Source organism: Dolosicoccus paucivorans, assembly GCF_900100125.1.
Taxonomy (GTDB): domain Bacteria; phylum Bacillota; class Bacilli; order Lactobacillales; family Aerococcaceae; genus Dolosicoccus; species Dolosicoccus paucivorans.
The window spans coordinates 23,665-37,623 of record NZ_FNEL01000008.1; the positions used below are offsets into that span (position 1 = coordinate 23,665).

12 protein-coding genes are annotated in these 13,959 nt (G+C 38.8%); 5 read left to right on the forward strand and 7 right to left on the reverse strand.

Annotated features, from left to right (window positions below):
- Window positions 1–57: 57 nt before the first annotated feature.
- From BLR79_RS02350 to BLR79_RS02365, 4 genes are all read right to left on the reverse strand, one after another.
- On the reverse strand, window positions 58–1,842 hold the full coding sequence (locus tag BLR79_RS02350) for a choline/carnitine O-acyltransferase (protein ID WP_092084488.1): 1,785 nt from the start codon (window positions 1,840–1,842) through the stop codon (window positions 58–60).
- Between the two features lie 111 nt (window positions 1,843–1,953).
- Window positions 1,954–3,795, reverse strand: a complete 1,842-nt coding sequence (locus BLR79_RS02355; RefSeq protein ID WP_092084490.1) for a glycerophosphoryl diester phosphodiesterase membrane domain-containing protein — start codon at window positions 3,793–3,795, stop codon at window positions 1,954–1,956.
- Between the two features lie 61 nt (window positions 3,796–3,856).
- Entirely contained in the window at window positions 3,857–4,219 is a 363-nt protein-coding gene (locus BLR79_RS02360; protein ID WP_092084492.1) for a DUF488 domain-containing protein, read from the reverse strand.
- 132 nt (window positions 4,220–4,351) lie between these two features.
- Window positions 4,352–4,939 carry a sugar O-acetyltransferase gene (locus BLR79_RS02365; protein ID WP_092084494.1) on the reverse strand — a complete coding sequence of 196 codons (588 nt, stop codon included), beginning with the start codon at window positions 4,937–4,939 and terminating at the stop codon, window positions 4,352–4,354.
- A gap of 249 nt (window positions 4,940–5,188) precedes the next feature.
- On the opposite strand from BLR79_RS02365, the gene BLR79_RS02370 reads away from it, so the two are divergent.
- Window positions 5,189–6,169 carry a LacI family DNA-binding transcriptional regulator gene (locus tag BLR79_RS02370; RefSeq protein ID WP_092084496.1) on the forward strand — a complete coding sequence of 327 codons (981 nt, stop codon included), beginning with the start codon at window positions 5,189–5,191 and terminating at the stop codon, window positions 6,167–6,169.
- Window positions 6,170–6,572: 403 nt separating this feature from the next.
- Window positions 6,573–7,100 (forward strand): isoprenylcysteine carboxyl methyltransferase family protein, encoded by a 528-nt coding sequence (locus tag BLR79_RS02375; RefSeq protein WP_092084506.1) that lies wholly within the window; start codon window positions 6,573–6,575, stop codon window positions 7,098–7,100.
- A gap of 679 nt (window positions 7,101–7,779) precedes the next feature.
- On the opposite strand, the gene guaA is transcribed toward BLR79_RS02375, so the two are convergent.
- Both guaA and coaA read right to left on the reverse strand, forming a co-directional pair.
- On the reverse strand, window positions 7,780–9,330 hold the full coding sequence (gene guaA / locus BLR79_RS02380) for a glutamine-hydrolyzing GMP synthase (protein WP_092084498.1): 1,551 nt from the start codon (window positions 9,328–9,330) through the stop codon (window positions 7,780–7,782).
- A gap of 16 nt (window positions 9,331–9,346) precedes the next feature.
- On the reverse strand, window positions 9,347–10,273 hold the full coding sequence (coaA, locus tag BLR79_RS02385; RefSeq protein WP_092084508.1) for a type I pantothenate kinase: 927 nt from the start codon (window positions 10,271–10,273) through the stop codon (window positions 9,347–9,349).
- A 197-nt stretch (window positions 10,274–10,470) separates the two neighbouring features.
- On the opposite strand from coaA, the gene mvk reads away from it, so the two are divergent.
- From mvk to BLR79_RS02400, 3 genes are read left to right on the forward strand one after another with little or no spacing between them, the layout of a single operon-like run.
- Window positions 10,471–11,466, forward strand: coding sequence for a mevalonate kinase (gene mvk / locus BLR79_RS02390; protein WP_234970782.1), 996 nt, complete (start codon window positions 10,471–10,473; stop codon window positions 11,464–11,466).
- A gap of 14 nt (window positions 11,467–11,480) precedes the next feature.
- Window positions 11,481–12,503, forward strand: a complete 1,023-nt coding sequence (gene mvaD, locus BLR79_RS02395) for a diphosphomevalonate decarboxylase (protein ID WP_092084502.1) — start codon at window positions 11,481–11,483, stop codon at window positions 12,501–12,503.
- 19 nt (window positions 12,504–12,522) lie between these two features.
- Window positions 12,523–13,680 carry a phosphomevalonate kinase gene (locus BLR79_RS02400; RefSeq protein WP_092084504.1) on the forward strand — a complete coding sequence of 386 codons (1,158 nt, stop codon included), beginning with the start codon at window positions 12,523–12,525 and terminating at the stop codon, window positions 13,678–13,680.
- Window positions 13,681–13,709: 29 nt separating this feature from the next.
- Here BLR79_RS02400 and BLR79_RS02405 read toward each other — a convergent pair.
- Window positions 13,710–13,959, reverse strand: a 250-nt coding sequence (locus BLR79_RS02405) for an IS30 family transposase (RefSeq protein ID WP_143338760.1), incomplete at its 5' end; no start/stop codon positions are given.

Here is a 13,959-nt window from a genome sequence, read left to right on the forward strand (position 1 = left end):
TTGGAAAAGGTTGCAATTAAAAAGCATGACTTAGCTTGACTAAATCATGCTTAAACTTTAGTGAGTTTCTTGATAGATTTCACTGGCAAAGGTCATTAATTCTTGAATACTTTCTTCTAAATGGGTCAACAATTGATCCAGAAGTTCTTCGTCTTTTTTAAAGGAGGTTGCTAATACGTAAGAATCAGCTCCCACAACATACCCCATCCCAAAACCATTCGGTTCTACGGGTTGGAAGCCGAATTTGTCAATGTAAAGCAGCGGAACAGAACTTGTTGATAAAGGGCTGGATTGAATGACGCTAAACGCTTTAGTATCGAATAAAGGTACCGGGTTCTGTTGTTGTTCTTTGTCACGCAGTTCTTGATAAGCTTGTTGAAGGCCAAATAAATAACGATTGACCCCGTGACCGGCTTGGCAATCTTTTGAGCGGCGGTAATGCTCGTTTAGCGCCTCAATCATTTGTTGATACACTTCTTTTGAGCGCTCGCCTTGATTAAATCGATGGACAAAAGCTTTACTTCCCTTAGAAACCGGGCGTAAACACTCTGTGCGGCCTTTAAAGAAGGTGCGCAGATCAACAGCGACATAGGTGTTGTAAATCGCGTTAAAGGTCCTTTTTTGCGCTAATTGAAGAGCTAAATGGAAGAACCCGTCGGCACTTAAAATTCCCGCCTCCCGGAGCACCTCCCGGGTTAAATAAGGCATTTCTAGTAAATGAATTGACAAGTTATTTACATACGCCTTATGTTCTTGGGCCATACGAGCTAATGTGTCTTTTTGTTCGTTAGTTAAATTAAATTCAATTTCTTGAACAGGAACCGGCTGGCTGGTCCTTTTCTTTAAATCAATCGTTTCTAAATATCTATTTAACTCCGCTGCATAATACCCTTGAGTTCCACCGTCAATAAAAGTATGATCCGACATAATAGCTACTTGAGCATCATCGGTGAAGACTAATTGATGACCTTTTCCGTGCCAACGATTAATGGTTTGGTTATTATAATAGGCATTTCTCATTCGGTCAGGGACGTTATCCGTCGTCACTTCGTCATAACAAATCATCAAAATACTATCTTTAATTTGTTGATGGGCTTTTTGGTTTTTACGGTCTTTCATAAGTTCTTCTTGTAGCCGAGCTGCTTTATTACGGTCACAAGCTAAACTCATTAAATTAGCATTAATAGGCTTGGTCTTTAAAGACGAGGTTATAACAGACGTCACCGCTTTATTGATTTGATCGTAAGGGAGCACTTGACCGTCTTTAATTAAGGGAATATTAAATAAACGATTTCTAAAAAGTAACACCCCGTGAGTCGATTCGCCGTCATAAATATAATAGTCGTCTTCTTCTAGTTTAGGAATTCGTAAACTAGCATATAATCCGTGAAGTTGATCTAAAGAATACTGACGTTTACCTACCTTCACATCAGGAACGCCTCGATGTTTAAAGTCTAAGTACATTTTGGCAGTTGCATAAAACGTTGCGGCAATGCGCTGAGACGCACTCGCTTTTTGAATACTTGGAGTCTCCATTAAAAAGACGGCATTCACTTCCGGAGCCACTGGACCTCTAGAAGATAAATAAGCTTCATTTAACCACCAATCAATCAACCAGTTACTGTTAGGTCCCGTTGCTTTAGCGATTAACTGTTGATGGAGTTTTTTAGCGATCGGTTGATTTAAAAAGTCATTCACTAAATGTTGTGCAATTAAGTAATCTTGATTAGAAATAAGGGGCTCGACCCACTGTAAAAACTTCATCAGCATGTCTTTTTGGTCGGGAACGGGTAGTGTGGGTAAATGATAAATATTTTTTATAGGATGTGGATAATTTAGCATGAGAAACCCCTTTCAATTTCAAGTAATAATAAAACCGCTCTCGCCTTCGCAAGATCGGTTTTCATTCATGTCTATTATAGACGAATCATTTAAAAAAGCGAATAGGACCCTTTAAAAGCTCCCCAAGAAAGCATCTAAAATAATTTCTACATCCGTACGCTCATCTCGTTGTTTCATTCCTTCTTGAACTTTCGCTACACGGTCTGTAATAATGCCGTCGACTTGAGACAAGGTGAAACGTTTAATAGAACTTTCCGTATTAACTGTCCAGACAATGGATTTTTTATCCGCTTTTCGAATCGCATCAATCTTTTCTGACGTCGCTTCCTCTTCTTCCATAATTAAATAATCACTCACTAAAGAACTGGTGCGTCCAATAGAAAAGAAGTAAAGGTAGCCCGTTTTAATGTTAGGATAGTGGGTGCTGGCATATTGAATTAAAGAATAATCTAAAGATAAAAGAGCTGTTTCTTCTTCCATTCCCTTATCCTTAATCATCTTTACGACGTCATCTACCATTTGACGGTTGGCCGTAGGACCTTTTAATTCAATGAGTAAACCAATTTTACCTTTAGCGGCGTCTAAAAATTCTTCCAAAGTAGCAATCGGCTGAGAAGGACGATTCGGGTTAAATAAATCCATAATTTTCAGCTGTTTAATTTCGTCTAAAGTCAATTCACTAGACGCTTTATTAACTCCGGCGACGCGTCGAAGAGTATTATCGTGGTTAATAATATAATGATTGTCTTTTGTCCGTTGAACGTCGATTTCACTCCAAGTCGCCCCTAATTCAGCCGCTTTTTCCATGCCTAAAATCGAATTTTCCGCTGCTAAATCCCCGCCCCCTCGGTGAGCGACAATCGCAATTTCGTGATCCACTTTAAAAATCTCTTCGAAATAAGTTCCCATAAATAAAGAAATTAAAAGATTAAACCCCAATAAAACACCGATAATTCGCTCTAACGACAAAGCATGGCTGTCTAGCCAATTGTCCCAACGAGGCATAAACGTATCAAAGGTATAGTCCGGATTTACCTTCATATCAAAATGAACCGAGTGCCCTTCTTGATTATGATAGCGGTAAAATAAAAGAGTCAGGCGATAACAAATAAAGGGAACCGTCATTAACCCTAGAAACGTTAACACTTCCGCAACGGTTAATGTAAAAAGTAGAGAAATAAAACGACTCAAAAATTCTCCCGGAAGCCACTGAATAAAGTTTAAAACAAAAGGAACAATAAAACGCAATCCGGCAATGATTCCAATGGAGACTAAAATCGTTTTACCAAAAAAATCTACAACAAAAGCTTGCCAGTGACGTCTCATTAATTGTCTTGACTCTTTTAACGCTTCAAAGGGAGGGAGCTTTTCAATTACTAAATAGTGGAAAAAGAAAATATGAATAATGGAAACCATCGTAAAAATGGCTAAAACTGTATAGTAAATTACGGAATAAGTGGGGTCACTGTAAATAACATCGGTTATAAAATTAGGTATTTTAAATTGCTCCAAAACAGAAACCCCGAGCCCAACCCCCACTAAAGGAGTAATAAAAGCCACATATAACATAATGATAACACCGGAAGGTTTCATTAAAGACTTTAACGAACTCATCGCAACAGATAATAAATCTCTCGCCGTCATTTGCAGGCGACCTTCTTGAATTAACGCACTCATCGCAATAAAGGCGTTAATGTCCATGCCGATAAGTAAAGCGATAAAGGAAAAGGACATTAAAAGAAGTCCAGCTCCTTGTAAACTAAATAAAAAACTTAAATAATCCCCACTGGAAATACTTTCGCGTCCTGCTGACTGCATTAACAAATCTAAAAGGTATTGAAATATAGGAAAGACTACAAAAAACAATAACATTTTGGTCAATAATTGATATTTAGTATAGGACCAAACCACATCCATATAGTGGTCCCATTTTTCTTTGTCGAACTCTTTCATCCCCCGTCCTCCTTATATAAAAACACCCCTTTACTGAGCTGCAGTAAAGAGGATTAGTCGACTATTTACTTAACCACTCTTTTAAGACAACCGCATTATTATGCTTTTCATCTTTAGCCCCATAAAGAAGCCAAACATCCCCTTTTTGTTGTTCTTTTTTTACGGTTTTAACAAAGTCTTGAGCTTTATCATTATCGTCCAATTCTTTCATATATTTGTCTTTAAACTCATCAAAACGGTTCTCTTTGTGGTCATACCATGTCCGCAGTTCTTTAGACGGAGCAAGGTCTTTGACCCAATCAAAAGGTTTTAAATCCTCTTTAGCAACCCCTCTCGGCCATAAACGGTCCACTAATATACGGTGACCTTTTTGAGGAAGTGGTTTATCATAAACGCGGTGAAGTTTAACCGATCCTTTAGTCATCAAATAGCCTCCTTTTTTTGAAAAATGAATCAAACTAATACAAAAATTGTACCACATTCAAAAGGATTTAGTTATGATTCTAACAAATAAAAAAGCCATCACTCCTTAAAAGAGGATGACTTATCACTTTGATTAACGGTCCCATTTGAACCCTTCGTCTTCTCGAGTAATCGGACGAATGACCCGGCAAGGATTTCCCACCGCTACGCTATGACTAGGAATATCTTTTACGACAACACTACCTGCTCCAATCACTACATGGTCACCAATCGTGACTCCAGGTAGAACTTGTACGCCAGCCCCAAACCAAACGTGGCTTCCCACGGTAATCGGGTAAGCGTATTCTAAACCTTGATTACGTCTTGGTGTGTCAATGGGGTGTCCCGCTGTGTAAAATCCACAATTAGGAGCGATAAAGACGTGATCGCCAAAGGTGACTTTCCCGCCGTCTAAAATGACTAAATGATGATTAGAGTAAAAATGATCCCCAATTTCAATGTTATAGCCGTAATCACACCAAAAAGACGGTTCAATACTAAAATGCTCCTTTGTTTGACCTAATAATTGCTGGATCAATGCTCGTCGCTCTTCGTGTTGACTAGGACGTAATTGGTTATAATCGTAACACAACTCTTTAGCTCGCAAGCGTTCTTTAATTAATTCATCGTCATAGTTAGCATCATACAACTTTTGTTGTCGCATCTTGTCTCTTTCACTCATCCTATAACTCTCCTTACTAAAAAAACTCAAGTCTTGTTATTCATTATACAAAACTTGAGCGAAGATAGTGTGCAATTAGTAAACAAGTAATAGGCGAATGATTCGTCTTACATCCCTTTATCCCACTCCTTTAAATTGTTTACGGTTAAATTTTAAAATAGTTATTCGCTTGTGTCAACCGGTTCCACAAAATGTTTTGTGTATAATAAAGACAGTAAGATATAATACTATTCACGGAGGTGTCTTAATATGAGTAATGTGACCATTCACGATGTAGCTAAACACGCTGGCGTTTCCGCGACGACGGTTTCGCGAGTGATGAATAATCGCGGCTATATCAGTGAAGAGATGCGCAAAAAAGTTCATGCCAGTATGGAAGCTTTAAATTATAGCCCTAACCAAATGGCAAGGTCACTTTTTAAAAAAGAAACAAAATTTATCGGACTAATTATTCCAACAACGGCTAACCCTTTCTTTGGCGAGTTAGCTTTTCATATTGAACATGAATTAGTCAACCAAGGATATAAATTATTAGTATGTAACAGTATTGACCGCGAGGATAATGAAATTGAGTATTTAAAAATGCTTCAAGAAAACCGCGTCGACGGCATTATCGTCGGATCTCATAACATTGGTATTGAAGAATACGACAAAATTTCTATTAAAATGGTCTCTGTGGAACGTAAAATTCACGAGGATATTCCAACGATCCAATCGGATAACTATTATGGCGGAAAACTTGCTGCTGAAGTTCTTGTAGAAGAAGGATGTAAAAATATTTTATGTATTTCCGGAGACCCCAAAGTTGACACACCGGCTAATAACCGTTTAGTCGCTTACTTAGACTACATGAAAGAATTAGGCTACCCAACTCACAAAGCCTACATCCCTTTTAACTTGTCTGCTGAAGAAAAACTTGAAAAGGTTCAAGCCCTTCATATTAAAGAACAAGGCTATGACGGAGTACTAGCTGGAGACGACGTGATGGCGTCGATTGTTTTAAATCATTTAACAAAAGAAGGACTTAACGTCCCCGAAGATGTTAAAGTGGTTGGCTTTGACGGCACGGAAACCGTCCGCACTTTATTGCCCCACTTAACCACCATTGAACAAGATATTAAACAATTAGCAAAAGAAAGCGTCACCACCATCCTCAAAAAAATTAAAGACGAACCTATTGATGAATTAAAAGTCGTTCCAGTAAAATTACATAAAGGAACCACCGCATAAAATAACGGCTAAAGTCCAAAGACTTTAAGCCGTTTTTCATTTGTTGAAAGAAAAAAGAGCGTCTCACTTTCAACTCTTGCATTTTTTTCATTTGTTGAAAGTAGAAACCCACTCTCACTTTCAACTTTTGAAAAATTTTACGATCTTGAAAGTGAGGAGGTATTTTTCTGTCGTTTCGTCTTCAAAATTAACCATACTTTGGGAGCTTTTTACTTTTAAAGCATCTTCATCAACTTCATCTATAATTGCCGCGAAAGCTCTTAACTTCTTTGTTCGACAAAGCTGTCTAAACTAGCATTACGCACGCAAAAAAACACAAAAAAGTAATAGTATTTCTAAAAAAATTTGCTAAAATTATTCGGTAAAATTGAACATCATTCGACGATTGAAGGGAAGATGCATGATGATTTATGTTATTGTAATTGCTGTGTTTATTATTAGGTTATTTTTTCTAAAAATTTCCATCAAAAACGAAAAGAGAATACTTAAAGACGGCGGGAAAGAATATGGTGTAGAAAATTCTAAACGAATAACGATCTTACATATCCTCTTTTACTTAGGCTGTCTTATCGAAGCACTCATTAAAAAGCCAGCTTTTGATACCATTAGTTTTATCGGATTAGTACTAATTATCTTTTCCATCTTTATGTTGTACACTGTTACGCGATTGTTAAAGGATATTTGGACGGTTAAATTAATGATTTTAAAAAATCATCAGTTCGTGGACCATTGGCTATTCGTCAATATAAAACACCCTAATTACTTCTTAAATATTTTATCTGAATTAGTAGGACTGGCTCTTTTATGCCATGCATCCTATACCGCTTTAATTTTGTCTCCTTTATATATTTATGTCATGTCTATTCGAATTAAGGAAGAAGAACAGTTATTAAAAGAAGTCATTATTCCAAATGGAGTAAGAGAAAGTTAACAGTGTCAATTAAACGAAAAACAGCGCAAATATTTGTGCTGTTTTTTGTAGCTTCTCAGGTATCTTCTATTTGGGTGACATTTTGGGTGACATTCTCTTATTGTTAAATCAACTCATTAAAAAATCCGACGTAAATTTTTGCGTCGGTTTTACGTCGGTTTTTCCGACGATTAGTTAAAACCAACTGCCAAATAGAGCGTAATATAAACTGAGACACTTTCGTGTCTGACCTTTAAACCCAGGTTTCACCGACATTTTGACCGACATTCTCTTATCGGCAAATAAACCCATTAAAAAACCGACGTAAATTTTTGCGTCGGTTTTACGTCGGTTTTTCCGACGATTTAATTGTTTTCGTCGCCGACGATTAGTTAAATTCACTAGCCAAGTAGATTTTAATATATGCTGAGGTACTTTCGTGCCTGGCCTTTAAACCTGGTTTTCACCGACATTTTGACCGACATCTTGACCGACATTTTGGGCGACATTCTCTTATTATCAAATCAACTCATTAAAATCCGACGCAAATTTTTGCGTCGGTTTTGCGTCGGTTTTTCCGACGATTTAGTTGCTTTTGTTGCCGATGATTAATTAAAAAATAGGTTTTAGTATAAACTGGGACACTTTAAAGCATACAAAAAGACCGCGATTTTTACTCACGGTCTGTGTCTGTTTATTTCTATTCCCACTCAATCGTTGCAGGTGGTTTTGGGGTCATATCATAAACGACACGGTTAACGCCGTCAACTTCGTTAACAATACGTGCAGAGACTTTATCTAATACATCCCAAGGAATACGAGCATAGTCACTTGTAATCGCATCAACAGAGTGAACGGCACGTAAAGCAATAGTATGGTCATAGGTACGGCGCCCATGTTTTTGTCCGACACTTTGAATGTTTGGTAATACCGCAAAGTATTGCCAAATATCGCGGTCTAACCCAGCATTAGCAATCTCTTCTCTAAAGATCGCATCCGCTTCACGAACTAATTCCACCTTCTCGTCCGTAATCTCCCCTAACACACGCACTCCTAAACCAGGTCCAGGGAAGGGTTGACGCCAAACAATGGATTCAGGCATTCCTAACGCTAACCCTAACTGACGAACTTCGTCTTTAAAGAGTAAAGATACCGGCTCAATTAATTCAAAGGTCATATCTTCAGGAAGTCCTCCCACGTTGTGGTGAGATTTAATGACTTGTCCTGTCATTGAAAGAGATTCAATAATATCTGAATAAATGGTTCCTTGCGCTAAAAAGTCAATATGGCCGACTTTTTCAACTTGATCATCAAAGACTTCAATGAACTCGCGACCAATAATTTTACGTTTTTCTTCAGGATCTGTTTCGCCTTTTAGTTCTTTAAAGAAACGATCCTTAGCATTGACACGGCGAATGTTTAAGCCGAATTGTCCCAGTGCTTCCATCACTTCGTCTCCTTCGTTTTTACGAAGTAAGCCGTGGTCTACGAAAATACATGTTAACTGATCGCCAATGGCACGTTGGAGTAATACCCCAACCACACTGGAGTCGACCCCGCCCGATAAAGCAAGAAGGACTTTTTTGTCGCCAACGGTTTCTCTAATTTTAGCAATTTCAATGTTAATAAAGTTCTCCATATTCCAATTGCCCGTTGCACTACAAATGCCGTATAAGAAACTATGTAAAATATCATTACCATGAACGGTTTCATCGGCTGCTGGGTGGAAATGAATACCATAACGGTGTTTTACTGTATCTTCAAAAGCGACAATTGGTAAATGTTCGCTCGTTGCGCTCACTACTGCTCCGTGAGGAACCGCAACAGTTTCACGTGCGTGGGATAACATAACCACATCGGCTTGAGGAATTGCTTTAAATAGCCCTTGTTCGTTATCTACGACTTGAATCGTTTCTAATTCATTATTGACTTTAGGCATTAAACCTAATTCGCCACCATAAAATTTCGTTAAATACTGCATTCCTGTTCCAATCCCTAAAATAGGAACGGCTAAATCGAAAATCGCTGGATCTAACTCAAATTGATCGGTATCGTTAATCATGCCAGATTCTCCGGCGATAATAATTCCTTTAACGTCTCCTAATTTTTGAATGTCTTCTGCTGTAGCGGTAAAAGGAACCACTTGGCTAAAAACATCCATCTCGCGAATTTTGCGGGTTAATGCTTGGTTATGGCTACTTCCTAAATCGATAATAACAATTTGTTCCATTGCCTCAATTGAATCAATCATCTTTTTCCTCCATTAATTAATATTTTCTAACATACACGGTGTCGATGCGGTGGTCAGGAGCCTTATATAAAACAACATCGGCTTGATTACGAGTCGGTTCAATATATTGAATTAAGTTAATTAAGTTGACTCGCTGCCAAACACTTCGGGCGAAGGTGAGTTGTTCTTTTTTTGTTTTATGACTTAATTCGTAATAATAACTATCAGGTTTATCTTTTGAAAACGCCATAATCATTTCGAATCGCTCAAGGAACCAACGTTCAATATCTAAATGGTTCGCATCAATGTAAATGGCTAAATCAAAAAAGTCACTCACATACACATTTTGATTTTGCGGCAACTGCAATACGTTAATTCCTTCAACAATTAAAATGTCGGGCTGGTGAATGACATCTACTTCATCAGGTAACACATCGTAAATGCGGTGGGAATATAAAGGATAGGTTACCGGCTCGTCGGTTGTTTTAACTTGGACAAGAAAGTCAATTAAACGAGCCATATCATAACTTTCGGGAAAACCTTTGCGGCTGAGTAAATTTAATCGTTTCAACTTATCCGTTGAATATAAAAACCCATCAGTGGTCATTAGTTGCACCTTTTTGTGAGGGTACGTTTGTTCTAATAGGTCCAGTAATACCCGAGCGGTTGTACTTTTACCAACGGAGACACTTCCAGAAATACCGATAATAAAAGGAACGTTTCGAAAGTCTGCTGGGTGACCTTCTTGACTAAAAAATTGCTGCCTTGCTTTATTTTGATGGGCGGCTCCTTTAATTTCTAAATCTAAATAATCCACTAAGGGCCAGTAAATTTCTCTAACATCTTCTTGAGATAAGCGGTCATTTAATGACACTAAATCATCTAAATTTAAGATAGAACGAATCGTTTCACCATTAGGTTGGTGAAACTGCGCCCATTCATGCCTGTCGTAGCGGTGATACATTTCCAAAACCCTTTACATCCTCCCTTTACTAAACAGTATCTCAAATATGCTACTAGTTTATCATACTTAAAGGATCTGTGAAAATAGTTGAAGAAAAATTTAAAAATATGCTAATTCACTGATTTCATACGTATTCTAACATAAATATGGTACTATTAAGACACATCATTCAATTTTTAAGGAGGTGCAACGAGGCGGTGACGTTAGATTTACCTTTTAACAATCAACAAGACATTTCTTCACCAATAAACCGCAAACAACCCGTCGGAAGAGGAAAAGCTCACGGTAAAATTATTTTAATGGGAGAACATTCCGTCGTCTATGACTACCCAGCCATTGCGCTTCCCTTTATGAGCGCTCCGGTGAGTGTAACCGTTCAGCCTTCTTCCCACAAAGAACACGCCTTAAACTGCGTTTATTATACAGGCCCTTTAAAAGGAGCTCCTTTTCATTTACACAATATTCAACATGTCGTCCAACTCACTCTTAGTATGATCGACCAAGAGACACAGCCGCTTTTAATTGATATTGATAGTCAAGTTCCCGGGGAAAGAGGAATGGGTTCTTCAGCCGCGGTCAGTGTAGCCGTCGTCCGAGCTCTTTGCGACTTTTATCAATACCCCTTAACCAGCGATCAGCTTTATTATTTAACTAACCAAGCCGAACTCATTGCCCATGAAGCAACCAGTGGGATTGATACGTTAATGGCAAGTCATGATCAAGCGATTATTTACCGTAAAAGTCAAGCGCCTGAATTTTTCAATTGTCATTTAGACGCCTATTTAGTGGTCGCGGATAGTGGGATTACAGGGCAAACTAAGCAAGCCGTTAGTTTTGTCGCTCATCAATTAAAACAAACTCCCGAAAAAGTCACTCATTATATGTCGACGATTGGAGATTTTGTCACTCAAGCTTATAACGCCATTAAAGCAAACGACGCCGACCAATTAGGGCGTTTATTTACTTATAACCACTATTACTTAGCCCATTTAAACGTCTCGTCTCCGGAACTAGACCAATTAGTCAACGCTGCTTGGACGGCAGGAGCCTTAGGCGCTAAGATGACCGGCGGAGGTCTTGGGGGCTGCGTGATTGCCCTTTCTAAAACAAAAAAAGACGCTTTAAAAGTTAGCCAAGCTTTTAAAGATCAAGGCGCCCAGCAGACGTGGTTATTAAATATGAAAAAGATTTAACTTTGGAGGTTTTCATGTATATTCCTGTTGATTCAAAGGATCGATTCACTCCCCTTCCTTTACAAGGTGGAGCTAGATACCGCGCCCATACGAACATTGCCTTAATTAAGTATTGGGGAAAGCGCAATGAAGCGTTGTTTCTTCCTGAAACAAGTAGCTTATCCCTTACTTTAGACGCTTTTTATACGGATACGCAAGTCATTTTTTCACCAGATTTTAAAGAAGACACGTTTTACTTAAACGGTCAACTTCAATCAAAAGAAGAAATTGCGAAAGTAGGACGTTTTGTTGATTTATTCCGTCAAAAAGCGGACACGTTTCTCCCGGTTCAAGTGGAGAGCTACAACCATGTTCCTACCGCTGCCGGGTTAGCCTCTTCCGCTTCGGCGTTCGCGGCCCTTAGTATGGCCTGTAACGACGCGTTAGAACTTAATATGGAAGCAAAAGAACTATCCACTTATGCTCGTCGTGGGTCAGGGAGTGCGACGCGTAGTTTATTTGGTGGCTTTGTCGAATGGCACCGCGGGTTTGAAGACAATTCTGAATCCAGTTACGCTGAACACTTTGACCCGGCAGATTGGGATATTGCGATGCTGGTCGTTACTGTCAATCAAGAAGAAAAAGGTCTTTCCAGCCGAGAAGGGATGGAACTTACTCGTCAAACCTCTCCTTTTTATAAGTTATGGCCTCAAGAAGTGGAAAAAGATTTAGAGATCATTAAAGAAGCTATTTTACGTCAAGATTTTGAAACCATGGGGGAAGTGGCAGAACATAACGCCATGAAAATGCATGCGACGATGATTGCGGCTAACCCTAGCTTTACTTATTGGCAACCGGCTTCTTTAGAAGTAATGGAACATGTGCGCCACTTAAGAAAAGAAGGTCTTTCGTGTTACTTTACAATGGACGCTGGTCCGAACGTTAAAATTTTATGCCGCGAAAGCCAAGCGGCTCTCATTAAAGATTATTTCAAACAATTCTATAACGAAGAGCAACTCATCATCGCTCTTCCTGGACCTGCCCCTCACGTTATTTAATCGATTCGGAGGATTTATTATGATTTCAACACTCGAACGTCTTTTAGAACCAGAGCCTCGCTGCCACTTCAAAAGTACCACGGTCAAAGTGCCAGGTAAACTTTATTTAGCAGGCGAATATGCGGTTTTAGAGCCGGGTCATCCAGCAGTTATTATGGCAGTGGATCATTATTTAACAGCCACTGTCAAAGCGTCTCACTTAGTCGGCGAGGGAAGTTTTTCGTCCGATCTTCTTGGTTTAGACGACTTACATTATAAACGGCTAAAAATGGACAACCCTTTATCTTTCGACCAAATAGGCGCTCCAGGTTGGGAATATGTTTTGAGTGGAATTGAAGTCGTTGAACAACTTTTAAATGAATTAGAACGTCCCTTATTAGACTACCACTTAACCTTTAAGACCGATTTAGTCGCTGAAAATGGGGATAAATACGGCTTAGGGTCCAGCGGTGCGGTCACTGTGGCGACGATTCGTTCCTTATTATCTTTATATGGCTTTAACGTGTTAAAGCCGGAGTTAGTTTATAAATTAAGTGCCATCGCGATGACACTAATGAAAAGTGAAGGAAGCTTTGGTGATATCGCATCAAATGTCTTAGGCGGATGGGTTTATTACCAATCCCCCGACCGTAAGTGGCTCAAAAATCAGCTAGAACAAAAGGTCTCTCTTCAACAACTTTTACTAACAGATTGGCCTGATTTAACGTTACAGTCCCTTCCCCCAGTTGAAGACTTAGAAGTGATGATTGGCTGGACTAAAACCCCTGCTTCCACCCCTTATTTTGTTAAGTCTTTACAAGATCATATTCAACAAGAAGCAGATTACTATCAACAGTTCCTTAAAGAAGCCAAAGAAAGTGTCATACGACTTAAAGAAGGCTTTGTAACGCAAAATATTCCCAAAATTCAAGAAGAAGTCATGAATTACCGTCACCTCTTACTTCACTTAGGCGAACATTATCAACTAAATATTGAAACGGATACTTTGAATCAACTGGTAGAAATTGCTCAAGCGAATCAATATAGCGCTAAATCCTCAGGGGCTGGCGGGGGAGATTGCGGCATTGCGATTGGTTCAAGTAAAAATAAAGGCAACGGGCAACGCCTTAAAGAACAATGGGAAGAAGCAGAAATTGTCCCTTTGGCTTTACAAATAGCTCCTCAATTATTTAAATGATGAATTGCAATAATTATTGCGACAAAAAGTTATTCTAACTGAACGAGTTCGTGCATGAGTACTTCAAAAGGTGTTTTAAAATCTAAGCATTTTCTAGGTCGATTGTTTATCAACCATAGCGCATTGAAAAGATCATGTTCCGTAATTTTAGCTAGATCTGTGCGTTTAGGGAAAAATTCTCTGAGTAATCCATTGGAATTCTCGTTAGTCCCTCTCTGCCAGGCACTGTAAGCATCCGCAAAGTAAAAAGCGATGTTTTGTTGTTCGATGTCTGAATAA

Coding starts and splice junctions, on each gene's coding strand:
- BLR79_RS02350 (WP_092084488.1), bottom strand. CDS start 1,842: ATGCTAAATTATCCACATCCTATAAAAAATATTTATCATTTACCCACA.
- BLR79_RS02355 (WP_092084490.1), bottom strand. CDS start 3,795: ATGAAAGAGTTCGACAAAGAAAAATGGGACCACTATATGGATGTGGTT.
- BLR79_RS02360 (WP_092084492.1), bottom strand. CDS start 4,219: ATGACTAAAGGATCGGTTAAACTTCACCGCGTTTATGATAAACCACTT.
- BLR79_RS02365 (WP_092084494.1), bottom strand. CDS start 4,939: ATGAGTGAAAGAGACAAGATGCGACAACAAAAGTTGTATGATGCTAAC.
- BLR79_RS02370 (WP_092084496.1), top strand. CDS start 5,189: ATGAGTAATGTGACCATTCACGATGTAGCTAAACACGCTGGCGTTTCC.
- BLR79_RS02375 (WP_092084506.1), top strand. CDS start 6,573: ATGATTTATGTTATTGTAATTGCTGTGTTTATTATTAGGTTATTTTTT.
- guaA (WP_092084498.1), bottom strand. CDS start 9,330: ATGATTGATTCAATTGAGGCAATGGAACAAATTGTTATTATCGATTTA.
- coaA (WP_092084508.1), bottom strand. CDS start 10,273: ATGTATCACCGCTACGACAGGCATGAATGGGCGCAGTTTCACCAACCT.
- mvaD (WP_092084502.1), top strand. CDS start 11,481: ATGTATATTCCTGTTGATTCAAAGGATCGATTCACTCCCCTTCCTTTA.
- BLR79_RS02400 (WP_092084504.1), top strand. CDS start 12,523: ATGATTTCAACACTCGAACGTCTTTTAGAACCAGAGCCTCGCTGCCAC.